We start from the raw sequence: 22,679 nt of genomic DNA on the forward strand, positions 1-22,679 counted from the left end.
GAATAAACCATACTATCTACACAAGAGGGATTTCTTTTGGATAAAAAAGTACTAATCCAAGTTTACTTAGCTTGATACTAACTTCCGATTTCAGGTAGCATATATATATAGAAACTATCCCTTTGAGAGATGTAATAAAACCCTAATTTAAAGAGCTTGACACTGTTGATTTTAGCATTACTTTATAGTAATTATTTTTGCTTTTTCATATCCCCTCCACTGTACAATCTATTAACATATAAATAAATTAAGACTTACTTAACTTAGAAGGAAAAAAATTTTTGTAGACCTTAAAAATAAACGAAAAATAGCGAATAGCGACACCGATCCAGTTCGCTATTTTTCGTTTACAGTGATTTTCACCTGTTAAAGAAAGTCTGGTAAAGAAGGAATATATTAAGTATGACAATTAATCCAGCAATGAAACAAGAAAAAATAGTGGATATGTGATGATTGACTAAACCGCCCGTTAGACAACGGTTACTAGTAAAAATAATTAATGGGATTAGTGATAGTGCAAAATACAATACCAAATGATGATATAACCTGACTTATAACCAGGGCTTTTATTGGATTAACCACCATGCCTATCAAGCGAAGTTAAAATCACACCCTCAAAATGAAAAAACGCTATGCTTATCGTAAGAAGTTTACGAGAAAGGATGGCGTTTTTTGTGCATTCATTGTATTTACTTCGTTGGCAGATTGAGATTTTATTTAAAACGTGGAAGTCATTCTTTGAAATTGATAAATGTAAAAATATTAAAAGAGAACGCCTTGAGTGCCATTTATATGGACAACTCATTGGCATTCTCCTCTGTTCTTCTACGATGTTTCAAATGCGACAGCTTCTGCTTGAAAAGAAAAAGCAGGAATTGAGTGAATACAAATCGATTTATATGATTAAAGGTTACTTTCCGTTACTGTTTCAAGCGATAGCAGTTGGCACAGAAGAACTTTTGAAAATTCTGCATCGCATTTATCTGCTGCTCAAAAAGAACAATCGTAAATGTCATCGGTATAAGAAGATGACCGTCTTTGATATTCTAGGGGTTGTGTATGAAACGACGGTGAAACATAGACAAGCTGCCTAGTGAAAAAAACGTGTTTTAATATGCTTTTTTTGCATACCTACTTTTCCATCACTTGCTAGTTTTGAAACAATGGTCATTTCTATTTAGTAATTTACGTTGTTAGCTTGATAGGCATGTGGCGGTACCCCATTTAGATGACAGCATAATTGTACCGATAATTGAAAGTGAACATTGGGATCTCTGACCTTATGATTGAAATGCAGTTAGGTTGTAGAAGCAGCAGGTGCTTTTTTTATTCGTTTTGTTTTCACTGGTTGGAGAGACAATTTGGAGCATTCCCTAAAAGCAAACTGCTTACATCCTATACACTTATTCGTCTCTAATTGTGCCAGTGCAGAATTAAGTGCATCCCCGGTATGTTCAAAAAAGTGTTTTTCTCCTATCTCTTTATGCAGCCCGGTTGTCCAAAGTAATTCTTTTGGCTGCAGTTGGATACCAGATATCATGACGTGTTGTTTTTGAGTTTTTAATTGCTTCACGATTTTGGTAAGGAGTGCTTCTCCCGAGGTATCAATGAACGAAACTTTGCTCATTCTTAATAGAAGTACTCGAGGTTTCGAACGAATAATTTTTTCCAGTTCTTCTTCAAGCCGTTCTGTGGTTCCAAAGAATAAAGGGCCATCTAATGTATAAATGTGAATTTGTGGGCAGTTGGAACCTTGCTGCACGATTTCTGGTTTCACTAGTTTATCAGCTGGATCGGGCAATACCTGTGATACTTTCAACGTACCACTCATTTTTCGAACAAATGCTAGAAGTGCTAAAATAATGCCTCCTCCTACACCTGTTGTTAGATCGACAAGCACTGTTAACAGGAAGGAAGCGATTAATACGAACGAATCCATGGTTTTCGTTTTTAAGATATGGGCAACCTCTTTGCGCTCACTCATGTTCCATGCCACAAACATAAGAATAGGGGCCATACTCGCTAACGGAATCGCTGAAGCGTATGGCGCTAACATCACTAACACTAGTAATACCACAATCCCATGGATCATACCAGATATAGGGGAAACAGCACCGTTTTTAATATTTGTTGCTGTTCGTGCGATGGCGCCTGTAGCTGGGATTCCTCCAAAAAGAGGGCTAATCATATTAGCCAATCCTTGCCCAATCAGTTCTTTATTACTGTTATGCTTACTGTTGGTCATGCCATCTGCCACTAATGCAGATAATAAAGATTCAATTCCTCCAAGCATCGCAATAACGAAAGCTGCAGGAAGGAGTTCAATTACTAAATTTCCTGTCATTTCCGGGAACTCGAAGGTCGGTAATTTATTTGGAATCGCTCCATAGGTCGACCCAATAGTTGCCACTTTATTAGGGAAGAAAAAAGCAGCGACTAAAGTTGATACAATCAATCCCAAAAGTGCCCCAGGGATCTTCGGCATATATTTTGGCGCCAATATAACAATCGACAAACTGATCACAGCTATCAGAACACTGTAAGCGTTAACTGTATTGAGACTTAACAAAATTTCCTTCATGTTTAAAAGAAATGTTTCTTCTTTTTTTAAGTTGCTAAGTCCTAAGAAATTGGCAATCTGACCAGAAAAGATAATCACAGCAATTCCAGCGGTAAAACCGATGATAACTGGACGAGGGATAAATTTTATAAATCTCCCCAATTTGAATACACCCAAAAGAAAAATTATGATCCCTGCCAAGAAGCCCGCTATCAACAATTTTTCATATCCAAACTGCATCACCACTCCTAATAAGACCGGGACAAATGCTCCAGTTGGACCTGCAATTTGATATTTCGATCCGCCAAGCAATGAAACCAAAATTCCGGCTATAATCGTGGTATAAAGTCCATATTCGGGTCTTACCCCTGAAGCAATAGCAAAGGCCATCGCTAAAGGAATCGCTACAATCCCAACGATTAATCCAGAAACTGCATCTTTCTGAAACCGGAATATGTTATATCCATTAAATCGGCTAGAGGCAATCATTTATAAATACCCCCCGCTTTCGAGATTCGATAGGTTAGACCTGTTCCAATCGACAGCGTTATAACCATCGATTACCAGATCCAATTTTCCTGTTTCAGGATCGATAATCATCCCATGAACAGGTATATTTTTTGGACTTAAAGGGTGGTTTTTAATTAACCGGACACTGTTAGCGACACTTTCTTCTACACATGGAAAACCCGTCAGCCACTTGGCCAAATCAATCCCGGCGTTTGTAAGGGTATCGATTCGATTCTCGTCCGTTTCATTCTGCTTTACTTTTTCAAGAATAGAGGATGCCTGAAGGCCTATCATGCCACAGCCGTAATGACCGATCACACACACTTCTTCAGCCTTCAGTTCATAAATGGCGACGAGGATGCTGCGCATAATACTGCCAAAAGGATGGGAAACAACAGCTCCAGCGTTTTTGATCATTTTTGCATCCCCGTTTCTTAATCCCATTGCTTTCGGGAGCAATTCCAGTAAACGAGTGTCCATGCAGGTGAGGATGACTATTTTTTTATCTGGATACTTTGTAGTCTGAAACTCTTCATATCTGTTTTGATCAACAAAAGCCTTGTTATAATCGAGAATTTTAGAAATCGTAGACATTGATTTTTCCTCCTTCTACCTGTCATGTTTTAGTAGTCTTAATCAAAGAATAATTATATTGCTGTAAATAAGCTTAAAAGAAAAATATGAATATTTTATGAACTTTTTGTAGGAAGTTTGTTGTATTTGTTATAACGTGACTAAAGTTCTGTTTTGATACAGGCAAATAAATTTACCGGATGAAACAAAGGAGCTTCAACCAAAGGGCATTATTAAAATTATCCAAATAATGCAATGTCTGAGATAAGGAGAGAGTAAACAGTAAAGGTGGAAGGATCATCATATTTGATAAATTTGTTCCAAAAAATCAAAAACTTTCATTTGGGAAAAAGATTATTCGACCATTTATTAAGCTATTAGGTACAGATATAGGAATTATATTTGAAGAGGTATAAAATTGTCGAAGAGACTGATGTTATAATGAATGGAATGTACCGAAAAATTTTATTGAAAAGAAGCAAGGTGTTAAAGAATATGAAAAGTTGTCCCAATTATAGATGAATTGTAAGCATCAAATTGTTCCTACCTAAAACGTTCAATCAATGATTATTTTGCTTTTTTTTGTATGATTAATGCACAAATATTATATGAATTAAAAAAATATTCCGAAAAATAGCAAAATATATTGTCAAATAAGCAGATATTATATTAAAATTATCTTAAGAACACAAGCATTGCAATGAATATTTATGTAACAACATAAATACCTCATGTAATATCCATGTGTTAACAGGAGGACCATTCATGTTCCATCAAAACACGGTTTATATTATTGGAGAAAGCAAAACATCCTCCAATAATCCCATTATGCATAAATATAATGGATTCTTTATTGCTTTTGTCATTGACAAAGGAACAAATCAGATCTTAGACGCAGAATGTTCATCCACTATTAACTTGACTTCTCAATTTGTAAGATCAATCTTTATAGGTAAATCCATTTTAGATGTAGAACCTGTACTAAGCGAAATAGAAAATCGATATTTTGGATCATCACAAAAAGCCTTAATGGTTGCTTATAAAAACGCGCATCTTAAATATAATCAAATACATATACGTAAATAGCTGCTTTTTTTGTTATACGCAAAAGAAACCTAGCTGTTAGAAAAGGATACATTCTCCTTCTAACAGCTGGGTTTTTTAATTTTACAAGGTAAGAAAGTATAAATTTTTGTACTTCGACGAGTGTCTAGCTTTAGCGCCTAGCCGTTCGGATCATAAGCCACAATCCGAAACCGAAAGTCGATCAGGATTTCCTGCGGCTTGCGTCTTATGTTGCCTAAGGCTGAACAAGGTGCTTACGCTTTTCTTGCAATTGTAAATTATGGAATATAACATTATGATAAAATAATAGTTTTCCAATTTAAAGGGGGATGAAAGATGAAACTTTACTTATCAGTAGACATGGAAGGAATTACAGGATTGATTGATCACACTCAGGTAGACTCACATAAGTATAACTATGAACGTAGTCGCCTTATTATGACAGAAGAAGCGAATTATGCCATAAAAGCTGCATTTCAAAATGGATGTTCAGAGGTCATCGTCAATGATAGTCATTCAAAAATGAATAATCTTTTAATTGAAAAGCTGCATCCAGAAACTCAGCTTATTACTGGGGATGTTAAGCCTTTTTCAATGGTTCAAGGATTAGATGAAACTTTTTCTGGAGCGGTCTTTATTGGTTATCATTCCAGGGCATCGATGAAAGGGGTAATGTCTCACTCGATGATTTACGGCGTACGTCATATGTATATCAATGATGTGGTCGTTGGTGAACTAGGCTTTAATGCTTATGTTGCAGGCTATTACGGAGTGCCCGTTATTATGGTGGCAGGGGATGACCAAGCAGCGAAGGAAGCAAAAGATCTTATTCCTAATGTAACGACTGCTATCGTCAAAGAAGCAGTTTCTCGATCTGCTGCGAAATCTTTAACACCAGAAAAGGCAGGAAAGCTTCTCCAAGAAAAAGTGATAGAAGCATTAGAAAATAAAGAGAAGGTAAAACCTTTAACTCCACCTGAAAATCCAGTTCTTAGAATTGAATTTGCCAATTATGGGCAAGCGGAGTGGGCAAATTTAATGCCTGGTACTGAAATAGAAGAAGGAACAACCATTGTTCGTTTTCAAGCAAAAAATATTTTAGAAGCTTATCAAGCGATGATTGTGATGACTGAATTAGCGATGAAAACGACATTTTGTTAGAAGGTGAGAGAGAATGAAAACGTATTTGATGAGAAGACTCCTTGCCATGATTGTAACATTATGGATCATTATTACTTTAACATTTTTTTTAATGCATTGGATTCCTGGATCCCCTTTTAACGAGGAGAGATCAACAAATGAAACAGTGCAAAGGAACTTAATGTCCTACTATCATCTAGATGAACCATTGTATATTCAATACCTCCTGTACATGAAATCAGCCCTAACATTTGATTTCGGTCCATCGATTAAACAATCCTCTCAAACAGTGAATGACATGCTGGGAAGAGGTTTTCCAGTTTCCTTTGAACTTGGGATGGTGACATTGGTTGTCGCAATCGTTTCCGGAATCATTCTAGGGATCATCGCGGCATTAAAACATAATGGTATTATTGACTATTTGGCCATGACGATTGCCGTTTTAGGTATTTCGATTCCGAATTTTGTCATGGCGACCTTCTTGATTCAACAATTTGCCGTAAATTGGCCTATTTTTCCGGCAGCTACATGGACGAGCTGGAAGCATATGGTCTTGCCGACCATTGCTCTTGCCACTGGTCCAATGGCCATTATTGCTCGTTTAACAAGGACAAGCATGCTGGAAGTTTTGACTCAAGACTATATTAAGACAGCTAGGGCAAAAGGATTAACTCCTGTAAAAATTGTCTTTAAGCATGCTCTGCGAAATGCGTTATTACCCGTCGTGACATTATTAGGTGCTCTAGCAGCTAGTATTCTAACAGGAACATTTGTCATTGAAAAAATATTCGCTATTCCTGGAATGGGAAAATACTTTGTTGAAAGCATAAATAACCGCGATTACCCAGTCATTATGGGTACAACTGTTTTTTACAGTACATTTCTCATTATCATGCTATTTTTGGTCGATATTGCTTATGGCATACTCGATCCACGAATTAAACTATATAAGAAGGAGGGTTGATTATGGGGCTGGAAAAACAAGAGATGAATTCAATAGTTGACATTCCAGATGAATGGTTTGTTCCGATTAATAAGGATAAGAAAGATGCCGAAGCCGTTGTTAGACCAAGTCTTTCTTATTGGCAGGATACATGGCATCATTTGCTAAAAAATAAGCTAGCAATCTCAGGACTTATTTTTCTTATTTTCCTAGCAGTAATGGCGATCATAGGTCCGATCATTTCTCCTCATACCGTTGGAGGTCAGTCTCTTATGAAGCAAAATTTGCCTCCTTCTTCTACCTATTGGTTTGGAACGGATGAGCTAGGGAGAGATATTTTTACAAGAACATGGTATGGAGCACGCATCTCTTTAACAGTAGGTATCATTGCTGCACTGATCGATTTTGTCATTGGCGTGATATATGGAGGTATCGCCGGGTATAAAGGTGGAAAAACAGACAATATTTTAATGCGTATTGTCGAGGTCCTTTATGGTCTTCCGTATCTCCTAGTGGTCATTTTATTAATGGTTGTAATGGGAGCCGGATTAACGACTATAATTGTTGCTCTTTCTGTCACTGGCTGGGTTGGAATGGCACGTATTGTTCGGGGGCAGGTGCTGCAAATGAAAAATTATGAATTTATTCTCGCATCGAAAACATTTGGTACAAAAACATCCCGAATTCTTAGAAAAAATTTACTCCCAAATACAATGGGTCCTATCATTGTTCAAATGACACTGACCGTTCCATCTGCCATTTTTGCGGAAGCTTTTTTAAGTTTTCTAGGCTTAGGGATTCAATCACCCTTTGCAAGCTGGGGAGTCATGACAAGTGATGGGTTATCCGCTATTTTAACAGGACAATGGTGGCGTCTTTTTTTTCCAGCTCTCTTTATTTCTTTAACGATGTTTGCATTTAACGTACTCGGTGACGGACTTCAAGATGCTCTTGATCCTAAGCTAAGGAGGTGATGATTATGGATAAAGTGCTAGAAGTAAAGAATCTTCATGTTTCTTTTTCTACATATGGGGGAGAAGTAAAGGCAGTTAGGGGAGTAAGTTTTGACCTATACAAAGGTGAGACGCTTGCCATAGTAGGTGAGTCAGGCTGCGGCAAAAGTGTTACATCGCAGAGCATCATGAGGCTGATCCCAGAACCGCCAGGAAATATTACAGCTGGATCGGTTTTATTTAATGGGTATGATTTAACGAAGGTAAAGGAACCTCAAATGAGAAAGTTAAGAGGGGCAAAAATTTCGATGATCTCCCAGGACCCGATGACAGCTTTAAACCCCACCTTAACGATTGGTGATCAGATTACAGAAGGAATTATACAGCATAAAAAAATACATAAGGAAGAAGCAAGGGAACAAGCCCTTCATATGCTAGAGCTGGTAGGGATTCCGAGTCCAGAAGTTAGACTGAAACAGTATCCGCATCAATTTAGCGGAGGGATGAGGCAACGAATTGTCATTGCAATGGCTCTCGTCTGTGAACCTGATGTATTAATTGCTGATGAGCCAACAACAGCATTAGATGTAACCATTCAAGCGCAAATATTAGAACTATTTAAAGAGATTCAGAAAAAAACAGACGTATCAATTATCCTAATCACCCATGATTTAGGAGTTGTTGCACAGGTAGCGGATCGAATTGCGGTCATGTATGCTGGGAAAATTATCGAGGCAGGGACGAGAAGAGAGATTTTTTATGAGCCTCAGCATCCCTATACGAAAGGCTTACTCCAGTCTGTTCCACGACTAGATTTAGAGATGGATGAGCTTATCCCGATTGAAGGCTCCCCGCCAGATTTATTTTCACCTCCAATCGGCTGTCCTTTTACCGCTCGGTGTAAGTATGCGATGGAAGTTTGTGAAAGAATGTATCCTTATAAAACATATATAAGCAAGGAGCATCAAGTTGATTGCTGGCTGCTAGATAAAAGAGCACAAAGTGTTTACCAGCAAATCAAGTAAAAGAAATGTATAAAAAGCTCGACTTTATGGTCCGATTTTTTTCTGAAAAGGAAATTAGAGGACGATAAAATAAATTAATTTTTAAAAATGAAAGAGGGGGAAATGATGAAAAAGCTTTTAAGTTTAGTAATATCAGCATTATTAATATTTGTTCTTGCTGCTTGTACAGCTAAAGAAAGCACAGGAAGCGATTCTAAGGATAAGGATAGCGGAGAAAAAATATTAAATCTCAACAATGGATCTGAGCCAACTTCTTATGATCCGCCTATTGGATTCGATTCCGTTTCATGGAATTCGTTAAACAACTTAATGGAAGGCTTAACTCGCTTGAATGCCAAAAATGAGCCAGAAGCTGCTACAGCTGAAAAGTGGAAGGTATCAGATGACGGTAAAGTATATACATTCCAAATTCGTAAAAATGCTAAATGGTCGAATGGCGATGATGTAACAGCAAACGATTTTGTATATGCATGGAAAAGACTTTTAGATCCTGAAACAGGTTCAGCAGCTGCTTTTTTAGGCTACTTTATTGAAGGCGGAGAAGCTTATAATAATGGCGAAGGCTCTGCGGATGATGTAAAGGTGAAGGCAGTTGATGATAAAACATTTGAAGTAACGTTAACAAGCCCTCAAGCTTACTTCTTAAGTGTAATCACAAATCCAGCTTTTTTCCCTATCAATGAAAAAGTAGCAAAAGCAAATCCAAATTGGTTTGCAGAAGCAGACTCTTTTGTCGGAAATGGTCCATTTAACTTAAAAGAGTGGAAACATGATAGTGAAATGCTTTTTGTTAAAAATGATCAATATTGGGATAAAAAGAATGTGAAGCTAGATAAAGTACATTGGGATATGGTTGATGATACAAATACCGAGTATCAAATGTATCAAAGAGGAGAGCTTGATTCTTCAGATGTACCGGCCGATTTAAGCGAAAAGCTGTATAGCGAAGGAAAAGTAAAAGTTGAGGATCAAGCAGGACTTTATTTTTACCGTTTTAACGTGACAAAAGAGCCTTTCCAAAATAAGAATATTCGCAAGGCATTTGCAATGGCAGTTGATCAAAAGCAAATGGTTGACTATGTAACGAAAAATAAAGAAAAAGCAGCACATGGTTTGATTTCTCCTGGATTCAATGATCCATCTGGAAAAGATTTTAGAAAAGTTAGTGGGGACCTTATAAAAACAGATGCAACAGAAGCAAAAGCTTTGCTTAAAAAAGGGATGGAGGAAGAAGGCTATAAAGAGCTTCCTGAAGTCACTTTAACTTATAGTACAGACGACAGACACAAAAAAATTGCTGAAGCCCTTCAACAAATGTTCAAAGAAAATCTCGGTGTAGATGTAAAGCTGGCGAATATGGAACTAAACGTCTTTGCTCAAGATCAAAAGGCTTTAAAATTCCAATTATCTCGAAGCTCCTTCTTATTTGATTACGCGGACCCAATTAATTTCTTAGAAGGCTTTCAAACAGGCCAATCGATGAACCGTACTGGCTGGAGTAATGCAGAATATGACCAGCTCATTAAAGATGCAAAAAATGAATCAGATGAAACAAAGCGTTATCAAATGATGTATAAAGCAGAAAAGCTTCTTTTTGACGATGCTCCAATTATCCCGATTCATTTTTACAATCAACCGTATCTGCAAAATGATGCTGTATCTGGTATTATCCGTCATCCGGTAGGCTACTTAGAATTAAAATGGGCAGATAAAAAGTAGGTCATCTTGCTAATAAAGAAAAGTAGAAATTTTTTGAAGGTAGATTGGTGTCTAGCTCCAGGCGCCATCGGCTCTATGGTCTAGCCAAACTGGCGAGAAAGGTAAAGAGCACCTTTCCCGCCAGTTCGTCTTATGCTTGTCACCGATAGACAGGCGCCTTGCGCATTTCTTAGAAAAGAGGTGTTCGTTTGAACATCTCTTTTTGCTAAAAATAAATGATCATTTTTCCTTTCATTTCATAAATAAAGAGTGAGGGGAAAAAATGATTTTTTAAGGAGTGTATCACACATGATCATTAAGCCAGAAAGACTTCAAAAAGGCGATACAGTTGGAATTATTGCTCCAGCGAGTCCACCTAATCAGGAAAATCTAAAAAGATCGCTTTCCTTTTTGGATGAGCTTGGCTTAAAAGTGAAGTTTGGAAAGAATCTTTCGAATGTATACGGCTATTTAGCTGGTAAAGATCAAGAGAGACTAGATGATTTACACCAAATGTTTCTTGATCCAGAGGTGAAGGCGATTATTTGTGCATGCGGCGGATATGGTACAGGTCGTATTGCCTCCATGATAGACTATGATCTTATCAAGAATCATCCTAAAATTTTTTGGGGATACAGCGATATTACATTTTTACATACAGCCATTTTCAAAAAGACAAAGCTAATCACTTTTCATGGTCCAATGCTTGCTTCTGATATTGGAAAGGAAGAGGTTGACCCCCTTTCAAAACAAATGTTTAAGCAGTTGTTTGATCATCATCAAATTGTCTATGATGAGCAAATTTCTCCTTTGGAATCGCTTGTTGATGGGGAAGCGGAAGGGCTCATTACAGGAGGGAATCTCTCCTTATTAGTCAGCACACTTGGTACTCCATTTGAAATAGACACAAAAGGTAAATTACTGCTTATTGAAGATATTGATGAGGAACCGTATAGAGTAGATGGGATGATGAACCACCTATTTTTGGCAGGGAAGCTCACAGATGCAGCTGGAATCATCATTGGGGATTTTCATAACTGTCATCCTATCAAAAGAAAGCCTTCCCTAACACTTGAAGAGGTAATTGATCATTATATGCATTTAGCTCAAAAACCAGCTTTAAAGGGGTTCAAAATAGGTCATTGTTCACCCAATATCGCCATTCCTTTTGGAGCTAATGGAAAGTTAAGCACGTTCTCAAAACAATTTATTATAGAAAGCGGCATTCAATAGACTACACTTACACGAGAATAGAGTTTTAAGAATGGAAGGTTAATCAATTTCATGATCTGTTGGAGATATAACGCAATAATAGAAATAGGCATAAGGGTGATCCACAATTGAAAATAAATAAAATTGAAACCTATCGGGTGTCTGTCCCTCTCATAAAACCATTTAAAACCGCATTAAGAACCGTGAAAGTTGCAGAATCGATTTATGTGAAGGTTATTTGTGATAACGGCATTGTTGGCTGGGGCGAAGCACCGCCTACGGTTGTGATTACAGGTGATAGTCTTCAAAGCATTGAATCAGCGATTCATCATGTTCTTAAGCCTTTTTTAATAAATCGTTTTCTACTAAACTACGAAGAAATTTTTCAAGGGATTCAATCGATATTGATTGGAAATTCAAGTGCAAAAGCGGCTGTTGATATGGCTCTTTATGATTGCCTTTCACAATTTTGTAAGCTGCCTTTATATCAGTTGTTAGGTGGACATAAACAAGAATTAGAAACAGATTATACAGTAAGTGTGAATGGTCCAGAAGAGATGGGAGAGGACGCCGTATCCTATATCCAAAAAGGATTCAATGTATTGAAGGTGAAAGTAGGCAAGCATGATATCCATACGGATATTGAAAGAATTAAAGAAATCAGAAAACGAGTTGGAATGGATATTAAAATTCGTCTTGATGCGAATCAAGGCTGGAAGCCAAAGGAAGCTATTCAAGTGATAAGAAAAATAGAAGATTTACTTTTAAATGTCGAGCTCGTAGAGCAGCCAGTAAAAGCTGATAATATTGAAGGATTAAAGCAAGTAACGGATGCAGTCGATACTTTGATTATGGCTGACGAAGCTGTTTTTACACCGAAGCAAGCTTATGAAGTATTAAAGACGAGAAGTGCCGATCTTATCAATATTAAGCTAATGAAATCTGGCGGCATTTATCAGGGGCAGATCATCAATCAGCTAGCTGAGGTTTCAGGGGTTGAATGCATGGTAGGAAGCATGATTGAAACGAGACTGGGTATTACAGCGGCTGCTCATTTTGCAGCTAGTAAAAAGAATATTACTCGCTATGACTTTGACGCTCCTTTAATGCTGGCAAAGGAAACGATTGAAGGCGGCATAGATTATAATGGAAGAAAAATTACTTTACCCAATACAGCTGGCCTTGGAATAAAGGATGTATATGTTGATGAAAGGAGGGTCCCCATATGAGTAAACATCAGAAATGGCTTGTGAATGTGTCAGTTGCAACCATATGGACATCCTATCAATCTGCGAGAGAGATGGACCAAGCTGCAATTTGTTATCCTGTAAGAATAAGAGAGTGGCTAAATGCGTTAGATTATGAAAATCGTTTAGCCCTCTGCCATCAAAATCTTGTCCAAACACAAGTGCTTTATGGTCAGGAAGTATTGGTTGTTGAAGAGATGGGAGAATGGGCAAAAGTATTAGTCTTAGAGCAGCCTTCATCAAAAGATGAACACGGCTATCCTGGTTGGATGCCAAAGTGTCAGTTAATCCAGCTTTCAAGCTGGACGATAGATCAGTCTCCTGTTGCCAGGATTAAAAGTAATACAGCTATTTTGCATCATTTAGATTCTGATCAAACACTTGAAATAAGCTTTCAAACAGTTCTTCCATTAATAGAAGATCTAAAAGATGGGATCAAGGTTCAAACGCCTACAGGAGCTGGGGTAATAAAAAAAGAAGATGCATCTATCTTCTCATCCTTGAATGCGATTCCTAAAGGATCTGGTGAAAATATTGTCTCAAATGGTGAACAATTTCTTCAGTTGCCATATCTTTGGGGAGGAGTAAGCGGATTTGGCTATGATTGCTCTGGTTTTTCTTATTCGATGTGTAAAGCAAATGGCTATGTAATTCCAAGAGATGCTCATGAGCAAGCCGTTCAAGGGGAAAAAATTCAGTTAACTGAAATAATGCCAGGCGATTTACTCTTTTTTGCTTACGAGGAAGGAAAAGGGCGGATCCATCATGTAGGAATTTATTATGGAAATGGAAAAATGATTCATGCTCCTAAAACGGGAAAAGCAGTTGAAATCATTTCATTAGCAGGAACCGATTATGAAACGGAGCTATGTGAAGCAAGACGTTATTGGCAAGAGATGGAGGGGAAAAATGGAAAATAAAAAACTATTAGAAGTAAAGCATTTATCGAAATTTTTCTTCCTAGGGAAGGATGAAACACTCCAGGCAGTTCATGACGTCTCCTTTCACATAAACAAAGGAGAGACCTTCGGGATTGTAGGGGAATCCGGCTGTGGTAAATCTACAACAGGACGAACAATTATTGGTTTGTATGACCAGACAGAAGGGGAGGTTCTGTATCAGGGGAAAAACGTCCACACTTTAAATGATAAAGAAAAATTTTCTTTTCACAGGAAAATGCAAATGATTTTTCAGGATCCTTACGCTTCGTTAAACCCTCGTTCAACAGTGAGAGAAATCATTGCAGAGCCGATGGAAGTTCATGGTCTTTATAAAAATAAAAAAGACCAATTAGAACGAGTTGTTGAATTACTTGAGGCTGTCGGATTAAACGGTGTACATGCTAACCGTTACCCTCATGAATTCAGTGGCGGACAACGGCAACGAATTGGTATTGCTCGTGCACTTGCATTAGATCCTGAATTTATTATTGCGGACGAGCCTATTTCGGCATTAGATGTGTCTGTACAGGCACAGGTGGTAAATCTACTGAAAAGACTGCAAAAAGAAAAAGGGCTAACCTACTTATTTATTGCCCATGACTTATCGATGGTTAAGCAAATAAGTGATCGAATCGGTGTGATGTATTTAGGAAATATGGTAGAGCTAACCGAAAGTAAAGAATTGTATAAGAACCCCCTTCATCCTTATACACAAGCATTATTGTCTGCGATTCCGATTCCTGACCCTGATATCGAGGATAAGCGTGAGCGGATCATTTTAAAAGGTGATTTGCCAAGCCCTCTGAACCCGCCAAGTGGTTGTGTATTTAGAACAAGGTGTCCATATGTAATGAATACATGCGCAAAGAAGAAACCAGAGTGGCAAGAAATTAAAACCAACCACTTTGTTGCTTGTCATTTATATGGTTGAGATAAGACAGATCAACGTAAAAAAATATCTGCTCTTGGGAAGTGAAAAATGGATATTGACAAATTCAAGAGTAATATAAATGATCATGTAAAGAAGTGCCAAGGGCGAGTGAGTATATGGATTGAAATGGATAAAGAAATTATTGAAATAAATAGTAAACAAGCTTATCCTGCTGCTAGTCTGATTAAAGTACCTATCTTAATAGAAGCTTTTCGTCAAAAAGAAGAGGGAAAATTAGACGTAGAGCAGTTAGTTTCGATTTCAAAGGAAGAAAAAGTCGGTGGAGCAGGTGTGCTATTTTCTTTATCTAGCAAAGCTTCTTTTACTATCCATGATTTGATGACGTTAATGATTATTGTTTCTGATAATACGGCAACAAATCAATTAATTGACCTTATCGGATGGCATGAGATTAATCAATGCATTAAAGCATTAAATCTGACTAGTACGAGATTGAATCGGAAAATGATGGATCTAGATGCGATTAAATTAGGGAAAGATAATTGGACGAGTGCAGTTAATATAGGAACATGCTTAAAAGAGATTTATAAAGGGAGCTTATTATCTAAAGAGAGTAAGGAAGAGATTCTGTCGATGATGCGAAAGCAGCAATTTAAAGAGAAACTTCCAGCTTACATGAATCTTGAAAAGGGATGGATTGCTAATAAAACGGGGGAGCTTGAAGGAATAGAGCATGATTGTGCTATTATTCAATATAATGGAATAACAGTGTATATGGCTGTGTTAATTGATCAGCTTTCCGCCCAAGAAGATGGCAGAGAGACCATCAGGCAAATTGGGAAGCTAGTAAATAATTATTTAGTGAATACATATTAATCGTTCTGTTGACTTTAGTCATAGAACGATTTTTTAAGTGTTGAAGGGTGCTAATATTTTTTATACAAAATTAGCTTAAATAGAAAAAATCGAATAAAATAGGTTTATGGACTTACATCACAATGCATATATGGAGGGTTACCAATGAACAATCATGAAATAGATTACAAAATTTATGGCGATGATATGCAATTTGTAGAAGTAGAATTAGATCCAAATGAGACAGTGGTTGCAGAAGCTGGCGGATTGATGATGATGGAAGATGGCATACATATGGAGACGATTTTCGGAGACGGAGGTTCATCATCAGGAGGGTTAATGGGCAAGCTTTTTAGTGCAGGAAAACGCATGCTAACTGGCGAAAGCTTGTTTATGACGACCTTTACGAACAAAGGACAAGGAAAAAAGCATGTTTCCTTCGCATCACCATATCCTGGTAAAATCATTCCCATGGATCTGAGTACATTAGGTGGCAAAGTGATTTGCCAAAAGGATGCCTTTCTCGCTGCGGCAAAAGGTGTAACAATCGGAGTGGAATTTCAACGGAAAATTGGGGCAGGCTTCTTTGGTGGAGAAGGCTTTATTATGCAAAAGCTTGAAGGAGATGGCATGGCTTTTGTACATGCAGGCGGAACGATTATTAAAAAAGATCTCCTTCCAGGTCAAGTGCTTCGAATTGATACAGGCTGTTTAGTCGCGATGACAAAGGATGTTAACTATGATATTGAATTTGTTAAAGGGATCAAAACAGCTTTGTTTGGAGGAGAAGGACTGTTTTTCGCAACATTAAGAGGACCAGGTTCAGTGTGGATTCAATCTCTTCCATTCAGCCGTTTAGCAAGTCGTGTGTTTGCTGCGATGCCTCAAGGTGGCGGAACAAAGGATGAAGGCAGCATTGCCGGTGGCTTGTTTAATTTATTGGATGGAAAATGATGAGCAGCTTTTATAATTTTGATCTAGTGAACCCATCTTCACTAGAATAAAATTAATGTTTCTCAATAAGACAATTACAGGGCTAGAACTCAGCAGTAGTCGTAACTAGCTGGGGATAACTGCCCGTTAACGAGGGTTAAATGTAAAAGGGACTGAAAAATCAGTCCCTTATTCATATTATACCATGGTAGGATTCAATTTATTAGAAATAGTAAAGTTTCCTTTTGATAGCTTTACAGTAATATCGGATATTTCCGCAATTTGCGGATCATGAGTAACAACAATCACACACTTATTTTCCTTGTGAGCTAAATCTTGAAACAGCCTAACGATTTCTCTGGCAGTATCTTCATCGAGGTTGCCGGTTGGCTCATCTGCTACAATCAATTCTGCATCACAGCATAAGGCACGGGCGATCGAAACACGTTGCTGCTGTCCTCCACTTAACGTTAAAACCTTCTGTCTTGCTTGCTTATCGGATATCCCTACTTTTTCAAGTATTTCTAAAGCAAACGCTTTTTTATTTTTATGTGATGAATGAGTAATCTCCATAGCGGTTATGATATTTTGTAATGCTGTCATATATGGAAGGAGATTATACGACTGAAAAACAATCGATACATACCTATTTCGAAATTTTGTTAAACCAATTCTTTTTATATCTTTTTTAGCATATAGGATACTGCCCTCTTTCGGTATATCTAATGCACTTGCCAGTGAGAGAAAAGTTGTTTTACCGGATCCTGAGGGACCAACAACAGTATAAAACTTTCCTTTATCAAAAGTGATATTGATATCCTTTAAGATCTCGTGTTTCTTATTTTCATGTTTATACCAGTAGTTAACGTTTTGAAATTCTAGTAAAGTACTCATGTAATCTCCCTCTCTTAATCTTGTTTTGTTAAAATGGTTTTTGGCTGTAAACGCAGAACAGATAAAGATGGCAGTAAAGCAGATAGTACGGCGATTAGAAACCCGATTAAGGACAACATGCCCAGATCATGAGATGTCACCTCGATTTGCAGATCGTCGACAGGATCAACTTGCTGTTGTACTCGCATTCCCAGCATTCCTTGCATCCCTCTTCCAAATCCCATTCCAGGACCACCGAATGATGCAGGAGATGAGGCAGATTCATTAGTTTGTGCGGTCAGCTCTTGGCTTAATAGTTGATCGCCTATTTTATCGGCAACGACCTTTCCACTAACCGTTGCAATCCCAAGAGCGATAACAGCGACCATTAAAATTTCAGTAATAAATTGGCCAATAAGTTTCCAGCGTTTTTCCCCAATCGCAAGCAAAACACCCATTTCATATTTTCTTTCCCGGATAGACATCATGACAATTAATCCAAGTATGATCGCTCCTGCAATGGTTACTAAGTAGACCACATTTTTAGAGAAAGAGGCGACATTTTGAATCGGGCCCATCATTTGTTGGTATAACTGATCATTTGCATCCAGTTTAAAAGTATTAAAATCAATGCTGCTATTTTTCTTTGCTTCAGAAACAAAGCTATCCATTTTAGCAGGGTCCTTCATATAATAAACCGCATTATCTATCGTGTCTTTGTAATCTGTCCCTTTTAACGTATTCGCAACGGTGTATGGAACATAAATCTTATTGTAGGGATTCATTGCAGTAAAATTCATGGCTTGGTCATCACCTGAAGAAGACGTTTCATAGATCCCAACAATTTTTAATTCTGCTGAAGTACTCTCATCCCTTGCAGAGGATACGTTTATGGTATCCCCTATTTTTAAATTATTTTCTTCTGCTAACGTTTTTTCAACAAGAGCAACATTTGAATTTAAATCATTGTCTGTAATATGATTCCCATCCGTTATGCTGGAATTACCGTCTAAAAACTCTTGTACAGAGTCGGTAAAAGAAACCCCTTGAATGCTTACATCTGCATTTGCTATCCCGCCTGGCATTCTACCTCCATCAGGTTGACCGGTATTTGATTGATTTGTATTTTCCTCTGTACCCGATGTTTCATTTTCAATTGGATTAAAGCTATTGGCTTTCCCTAAAGTAGAAGAATAAAAGTTGTACCCTTTTAATTGAGAGTAAGACAGAAGTTCTTCCGCCGATTTGACAGGAATAGGTTCACGCCCAAATCGTAGCTGTGAGCCTGAACTCTGCATTTTTTCTCTCATTTTTTCCATATCAACTTGTAACGTAACATCTCCACCGAGCTTTTGTCTTGCTAAATCACTAGCTTTTTCTGCAGCTGATTGAATAGAAAGACCAGATAATACTAAAATACAAATCACTGAAAAAATAAAAATTTGTAATAAACTTTTCCCTTTTCGAGCTTTAACATTCAGAAACGATCGCTTTAAAAAATTCATACACACTCTCCTTATTTGCAAAAATGAAATCTTGATGTTAACAAGCTTATTTAATAAATTTGAAAAAAGTATGACCAAACTATTTCACAGACATTAATAAAATGAGAAATCTTTTGAATGTGTTGCCAATCAGCTCTTCATTCGTTTTAATGAGTATGAGGGCAATATCTTCTAGGCTCTTTATGTAGGTAATAAATTGAATAAGATGGTGGAAGAAAATGAGAATGAAATATATCTATCAGCAATTCATTAGTCATATCAGTGTCATCATTGTAGCTTTTTTAGTACTAAGCCTATTATTCGCTTACTATGTGGAAACACAGGTGTATCAAAATAAAGTTGAGGAATTGGAGCAGTATGGTGGGCACATATGGAAGGATATGCAGCTCAATCAATTCCGACAGAGAGATGTATTGCTGCAATATTACAATGTATTAGATGGTAGAAAGATACACTTTGTTATATTTGATGAAAATGGAAGGTTACTGCCGATCTTGCCAGTTGGGAAATTCCCTAAAATTGATACGACGGCAGAGGAATGGGAACGTATATGGAAGCAAATTAAAAATGGTCAAACAGTCGTCATTAGGCAAGATATTAGACGATTTGATCAAGAGGTAACTTTTGTTGCGATGCCATATGTGTCTGATGGTGAATTCGTAGGAGGGATTTTTTTATTTTCTCCAATTAGTGGATCTAGAGAAATGATATCGGAGATTAACAAATTTTTATTCTATACAGTGATTATTGCTCTATCTGTATCGCTTTTACTCAGCTGGCTTTTATCTAGAATTCATGTCAATAGAATCAAGAAAATTCAAGAAGCGGCTTCTCTTGTATCTTCTGGAGATTTTACGGTTCATGTGCCGGCTTCTGATTTTGATGAAATTGGTGAATTAGCGAATGATTTTAATCATATGGTAGTAAAGCTTCATTCATCGATGGAAGAAATTGAAAGTTTAGAGAATAGAAGGAGACAATTCATGTCTGATGTTTCTCACGAGCTTCGAACCCCCTTGACAACCATTAGTGGCGTAATTGAAGGGTTGAGAAACAATATGATTCCTGAAGAAGAAAAAGAAAAGGGAATGCGTTTAGTCAGTCATGAAACAAAAAGATTAATACGTTTAGTAAATGAGAACTTAGATTATGATAAAATTCGTTCAAATCAAATTACATTAAACAAAGAAAATATTCAGGTCATGGAAGTATTAGAAATTATTAAAGAGCAATTATTTTTGCAAGCTGAGGATCAGCGGACGAAGCTCATCGTAGAAGTAGATGAGAATATAATTGTCTATGCAGATTATGACAGATTGGTACAGATTTTAATCAATATTACGAAGAATAGTATTCAATTCACAAAAAATGGAACAATCTGGTTGCGTGGTATGGCAAGCTATAAAGAAACCATCATTGAAATTGAAGATACTGGTATTGGAATCGAACCGAAAGAAATTGAAAACATTTGGAAAAGGTTTTATAAAGCTGATATTTCCAGGACAAGCAATCCTTATGGTGAGTTTGGTCTAGGATTGTCGATTGTAAAAAAATTAGTTCAGCTCCACAATGGGGAAATTGAAGTCACAAGTCAAAAAGAACAAGGAACAAAATTTGTCATTCGATTTCCATTCCCAACTAGTTTACATACTTATGAATAATGAAATAGGACCTCCGATCTGGAAGGTCCTATTTCACTAATTTTCAATATTTCTTTCCTGAACTATTAAAAGTTTGTTCATAATTTGGTAATAACTTAGAGCTATGATAATGACAGGGAAAGATATAAAGGAGGCCTTTATCATGGATGAAATGAATAGAAAAGAGCTTAACAATATAGACGAAAGTGTAAATAATAAAGCGACGGATATGAAAGACATGATTGACCATGTAGAAAACGAAATGGAGGAGCATCGAATGAGTGAAGAGCGGGAAGAAGAGCCAGTCATAGGTGATAAAATGAATGAGAAGGAGACCGTTCCAATTGATGAAGGAACCGTCATGTCAAGAGAGAACAAGCAAAGAAAAAAAGGCAATTTAAAAGGCTTTGCTGCTATTCTTGCATCTGGAATATTAGGATCAAGTATAACATTGTTTGCATTTCCCCATACGGATTATTTTAAAGAGCAATATCAAAAAATTGAACAGCAGAATGCTGCTGTTAGTAATCAAGAAAAAACATCAGGCTCATCCAATGTTAAAACTCAGCCAACAGCAGCACCAGCGAATTCTTCAATTGCGGATATCGTAGAGCAAGCATCAAAAGCGGTTGTAGGAATCGTGAATTATCAAAAACAAAATGATTTCTATTCCCAAAGCTCACAGACTGTTCAAAAAGGATCTGGATCTGGAATTATTTTTAAAAAAGAGGGGGACACCGCTTATATCGTAACCAATAATCATGTTATTGAAGGGGCTTCAAAAGTTGAAATCTCCCTTTATGACGGTAAAAAGGTGGAAGCAAAATTAATTGGGTCGGACGCACTAACAGATCTAGCTGTATTAAAAATCGATTCAAAAGATGTTACAGATGTGATACATTTTGGGGACTCAACTACTCTTCGACCTGGTGATCCTGTATGGGCTATTGGAAATCCGCTTGGTCTTGATTTATCAAGAACCGTGACACAAGGGATAGTTAGTGCGGTGAATAGAAGTGTAACAGCTTCTACTTCTGCAGGAAATTGGGACTTAAATGTCATTCAAACAGATGCAGCGATCAATCCTGGGAATAGTGGGGGAGCACTTATCAATGCAGCAGGGCAAGTAATTGGGATCAATAGTATGAAAATTTCAGAAAGCGGTGTAGAAGGTCTTGGCTTTGCTATTCCAAGTAACGATTTAATTCCAATTGTTGATCAAATCATTAAAGACGGTAAAATTATTCGGCCTTATTTAGGTGTTGGTTTGGCTGATTTAGAAGAGGTTCCACAAATGTATATGCCTACTTTACCTGATAATGTAGATAAAGGGGCAGTTATAACCAATATAGATCCGAATTCTGCCGCAGCTAAAGCTGGATTGCAAGCTCAGGATGTCATTGTCTCCATTAATGGCAGCAAGGTGGAAGGGGCCATTGATTTAAGAAAATACTTGTATAATAAATCAAAGGTTGGTGACAAAGTAGAGCTTCAAGTGTATCATCAAGGAAAATTAAAAATGGTCTATGTCACTTTGACTAGCAATAATGCTCAAAGCTAATTAATATCGTTCAGAAAGCAAAATGTCATTAATTTACTCTACCTGTTTGAACCCCACCTATTTAACGGTATAGGTGGGGTTCTCAATTTTGCTGGGTAACATTTCATCTTGCGGAAAAGGGTTTATTTGTTATAGATTTGAATAGGGTCAAAATCAAGACTTTCTACTCCCTTTTCAAAGAAAAGGGTTGTTTTAAAATGATAGGAGATTACTTTGGATGAAGGCGCTAAATCCTCAGGCAAATGGCATTCGAACGTAAATTTGGTTTTTTCGTCGGATTGAATTTCTTTAGCACTCAAAATCGTTTTGGTTGTGACAATCGTTTTTTCCGTTTTTTCGAGTTGATTTGAAACGACTAGATCACATTCAATTCGATTCATCTTTTGTTCAATTGTGCCACCTTGAATCAAAATTTCACCTTTTACAATATCTCCTGAGATATATCCAGACTTCTCAATAATTAGATCAACCTTTGCAGAACCAATGCCCAATTGACACATATATTTTCTTAATAACAAAAAAGTTCCTCTCCTTTTTGTAGGTTAGATTAGGT

At 37.2% G+C, this 22,679-nt stretch carries 19 protein-coding genes and 2 pseudogenes; 15 read left to right on the forward strand and 6 right to left on the reverse strand.

Features of this window, described 5'->3' with window-relative positions:
- Positions 1–359 precede the first annotated feature (359 nt).
- A pseudogene (locus FDO66_RS21520) lies at positions 360–600 on the reverse strand (Nramp family divalent metal transporter); the annotation flags it as partial.
- A gap of 74 nt (positions 601–674) precedes the next feature.
- On the opposite strand from FDO66_RS21520, the pseudogene FDO66_RS13740 reads away from it, so the two are divergent.
- Positions 675–1,094 (forward strand): annotated as a pseudogene (locus FDO66_RS13740) (transposase); the annotation flags it as partial.
- 203 nt (positions 1,095–1,297) lie between these two features.
- Here the strand turns inward: FDO66_RS13740 and FDO66_RS13745 are convergent.
- Both FDO66_RS13745 and FDO66_RS13750 read right to left on the reverse strand, forming a co-directional pair.
- Entirely contained in the window at positions 1,298–3,049 is a 1,752-nt protein-coding gene (locus FDO66_RS13745) for a SulP family inorganic anion transporter (RefSeq protein ID WP_141433234.1), read from the reverse strand.
- Entirely contained in the window at positions 3,050–3,664 is a 615-nt protein-coding gene (locus FDO66_RS13750; protein ID WP_141433235.1) for a beta-class carbonic anhydrase, read from the reverse strand.
- A gap of 744 nt (positions 3,665–4,408) precedes the next feature.
- On the opposite strand from FDO66_RS13750, the gene FDO66_RS13760 reads away from it, so the two are divergent.
- The 12 genes from FDO66_RS13760 (at position 4,409) to FDO66_RS13815 (ending at position 16,568) form a co-directional block, all read left to right on the forward strand.
- Positions 4,409–4,729 (forward strand): DUF3870 domain-containing protein, encoded by a 321-nt coding sequence (locus FDO66_RS13760; protein WP_141433236.1) that lies wholly within the window; start codon positions 4,409–4,411, stop codon positions 4,727–4,729.
- Between the two features lie 315 nt (positions 4,730–5,044).
- Positions 5,045–5,869: a M55 family metallopeptidase gene (locus tag FDO66_RS13765; RefSeq protein WP_141433237.1), complete on the forward strand. Its 825-nt coding sequence runs from the start codon at positions 5,045–5,047 to the stop codon at positions 5,867–5,869.
- Positions 5,870–5,882: 13 nt separating this feature from the next.
- The gene (locus tag FDO66_RS13770) at positions 5,883–6,812 is read left to right on the forward strand and encodes an ABC transporter permease (RefSeq protein ID WP_141433238.1); all 930 of its coding nucleotides are present in this window, start codon (positions 5,883–5,885) and stop codon (positions 6,810–6,812) included.
- A gap of 2 nt (positions 6,813–6,814) precedes the next feature.
- On the forward strand, positions 6,815–7,765 hold the full coding sequence (locus tag FDO66_RS13775) for an ABC transporter permease (RefSeq protein ID WP_141433239.1): 951 nt from the start codon (positions 6,815–6,817) through the stop codon (positions 7,763–7,765).
- 5 nt (positions 7,766–7,770) lie between these two features.
- Positions 7,771–8,769, forward strand: a complete 999-nt coding sequence (locus tag FDO66_RS13780; protein WP_141433240.1) for an ABC transporter ATP-binding protein — start codon at positions 7,771–7,773, stop codon at positions 8,767–8,769.
- 105 nt (positions 8,770–8,874) lie between these two features.
- A complete protein-coding gene (locus FDO66_RS13785; RefSeq protein ID WP_309475283.1) occupies positions 8,875–10,488 on the forward strand; it encodes a peptide ABC transporter substrate-binding protein in 1,614 nt (537 codons plus the stop codon).
- A 288-nt stretch (positions 10,489–10,776) separates the two neighbouring features.
- Positions 10,777–11,700, forward strand: a complete 924-nt coding sequence (locus tag FDO66_RS13790; RefSeq protein ID WP_141433242.1) for a S66 peptidase family protein — start codon at positions 10,777–10,779, stop codon at positions 11,698–11,700.
- Between the two features lie 107 nt (positions 11,701–11,807).
- A complete protein-coding gene (locus FDO66_RS13795; RefSeq protein WP_141433243.1) occupies positions 11,808–12,908 on the forward strand; it encodes a dipeptide epimerase in 1,101 nt (366 codons plus the stop codon).
- A complete protein-coding gene (locus FDO66_RS13800) occupies positions 12,905–13,846 on the forward strand; it encodes a C40 family peptidase (protein WP_141433244.1) in 942 nt (313 codons plus the stop codon). Before FDO66_RS13795 ends, FDO66_RS13800 begins: the two co-directional genes overlap by 4 nt.
- The gene (locus tag FDO66_RS13805) at positions 13,836–14,798 is read left to right on the forward strand and encodes an ABC transporter ATP-binding protein (RefSeq protein ID WP_141433245.1); all 963 of its coding nucleotides are present in this window, start codon (positions 13,836–13,838) and stop codon (positions 14,796–14,798) included. The genes FDO66_RS13800 and FDO66_RS13805 overlap by 11 nt, the downstream gene beginning before the upstream one ends.
- 126 nt (positions 14,799–14,924) lie before the next feature.
- Entirely contained in the window at positions 14,925–15,635 is a 711-nt protein-coding gene (locus FDO66_RS13810; protein ID WP_181444578.1) for a serine hydrolase, read from the forward strand.
- Between the two features lie 144 nt (positions 15,636–15,779).
- Positions 15,780–16,568, forward strand: a complete 789-nt coding sequence (locus FDO66_RS13815) for a TIGR00266 family protein (RefSeq protein ID WP_141433247.1) — start codon at positions 15,780–15,782, stop codon at positions 16,566–16,568.
- A 177-nt stretch (positions 16,569–16,745) separates the two neighbouring features.
- On the opposite strand, the gene FDO66_RS13820 is transcribed toward FDO66_RS13815, so the two are convergent.
- Positions 16,746–17,441: an ABC transporter ATP-binding protein gene (locus tag FDO66_RS13820; protein WP_141433248.1), complete on the reverse strand. Its 696-nt coding sequence runs from the start codon at positions 17,439–17,441 to the stop codon at positions 16,746–16,748.
- 14 nt (positions 17,442–17,455) lie between these two features.
- Complete coding sequence (locus FDO66_RS13825) at positions 17,456–18,925, reverse strand: ABC transporter permease (protein WP_141433249.1); 1,470 nt, start codon at positions 18,923–18,925, stop codon at positions 17,456–17,458.
- A 218-nt stretch (positions 18,926–19,143) separates the two neighbouring features.
- On the opposite strand from FDO66_RS13825, the gene FDO66_RS13830 reads away from it, so the two are divergent.
- Both FDO66_RS13830 and FDO66_RS13835 read left to right on the forward strand, forming a co-directional pair.
- Positions 19,144–20,586: a HAMP domain-containing sensor histidine kinase gene (locus FDO66_RS13830; RefSeq protein WP_141433250.1), complete on the forward strand. Its 1,443-nt coding sequence runs from the start codon at positions 19,144–19,146 to the stop codon at positions 20,584–20,586.
- A 142-nt stretch (positions 20,587–20,728) separates the two neighbouring features.
- Positions 20,729–22,126, forward strand: coding sequence for a S1C family serine protease (locus tag FDO66_RS13835; protein ID WP_309475284.1), 1,398 nt, complete (start codon positions 20,729–20,731; stop codon positions 22,124–22,126).
- Between the two features lie 122 nt (positions 22,127–22,248).
- Here the strand turns inward: FDO66_RS13835 and FDO66_RS13840 are convergent, their stop codons facing one another.
- Positions 22,249–22,644, reverse strand: coding sequence for a sporulation protein (locus tag FDO66_RS13840; RefSeq protein WP_141433251.1), 396 nt, complete (start codon positions 22,642–22,644; stop codon positions 22,249–22,251).
- Positions 22,645–22,679: the final 35 nt, after the last annotated feature.

The organism is Bacillus sp. 03113 (assembly GCF_006546985.1).
Lineage (GTDB): Bacteria > Bacillota > Bacilli > Bacillales > Cytobacillaceae > VATK01.

Bases quoted from the DNA above. Each gene is read 5' to 3' on its own strand.
- FDO66_RS13745 (WP_141433234.1), bottom strand. From the start codon at position 3,049: ATGATTGCCTCTAGCCGATTTAATGGATATAACATATTCCGGTTTCAG.
- FDO66_RS13750 (WP_141433235.1), bottom strand. From the start codon at position 3,664: ATGTCTACGATTTCTAAAATTCTCGATTATAACAAGGCTTTTGTTGAT.
- FDO66_RS13760 (WP_141433236.1), top strand. From the start codon at position 4,409: ATGTTCCATCAAAACACGGTTTATATTATTGGAGAAAGCAAAACATCC.
- FDO66_RS13765 (WP_141433237.1), top strand. From the start codon at position 5,045: ATGAAACTTTACTTATCAGTAGACATGGAAGGAATTACAGGATTGATT.
- FDO66_RS13770 (WP_141433238.1), top strand. From the start codon at position 5,883: ATGAAAACGTATTTGATGAGAAGACTCCTTGCCATGATTGTAACATTA.
- FDO66_RS13775 (WP_141433239.1), top strand. From the start codon at position 6,815: ATGGGGCTGGAAAAACAAGAGATGAATTCAATAGTTGACATTCCAGAT.
- FDO66_RS13780 (WP_141433240.1), top strand. From the start codon at position 7,771: ATGGATAAAGTGCTAGAAGTAAAGAATCTTCATGTTTCTTTTTCTACA.
- FDO66_RS13785 (WP_309475283.1), top strand. From the start codon at position 8,875: ATGAAAAAGCTTTTAAGTTTAGTAATATCAGCATTATTAATATTTGTT.
- FDO66_RS13790 (WP_141433242.1), top strand. From the start codon at position 10,777: ATGATCATTAAGCCAGAAAGACTTCAAAAAGGCGATACAGTTGGAATT.
- FDO66_RS13800 (WP_141433244.1), top strand. From the start codon at position 12,905: ATGAGTAAACATCAGAAATGGCTTGTGAATGTGTCAGTTGCAACCATA.
- FDO66_RS13805 (WP_141433245.1), top strand. From the start codon at position 13,836: ATGGAAAATAAAAAACTATTAGAAGTAAAGCATTTATCGAAATTTTTC.
- FDO66_RS13810 (WP_181444578.1), top strand. From the start codon at position 14,925: ATGGATAAAGAAATTATTGAAATAAATAGTAAACAAGCTTATCCTGCT.
- FDO66_RS13815 (WP_141433247.1), top strand. From the start codon at position 15,780: ATGAACAATCATGAAATAGATTACAAAATTTATGGCGATGATATGCAA.
- FDO66_RS13820 (WP_141433248.1), bottom strand. From the start codon at position 17,441: ATGAGTACTTTACTAGAATTTCAAAACGTTAACTACTGGTATAAACAT.
- FDO66_RS13825 (WP_141433249.1), bottom strand. From the start codon at position 18,925: ATGAATTTTTTAAAGCGATCGTTTCTGAATGTTAAAGCTCGAAAAGGG.
- FDO66_RS13830 (WP_141433250.1), top strand. From the start codon at position 19,144: ATGAGAATGAAATATATCTATCAGCAATTCATTAGTCATATCAGTGTC.
- FDO66_RS13835 (WP_309475284.1), top strand. From the start codon at position 20,729: ATGGATGAAATGAATAGAAAAGAGCTTAACAATATAGACGAAAGTGTA.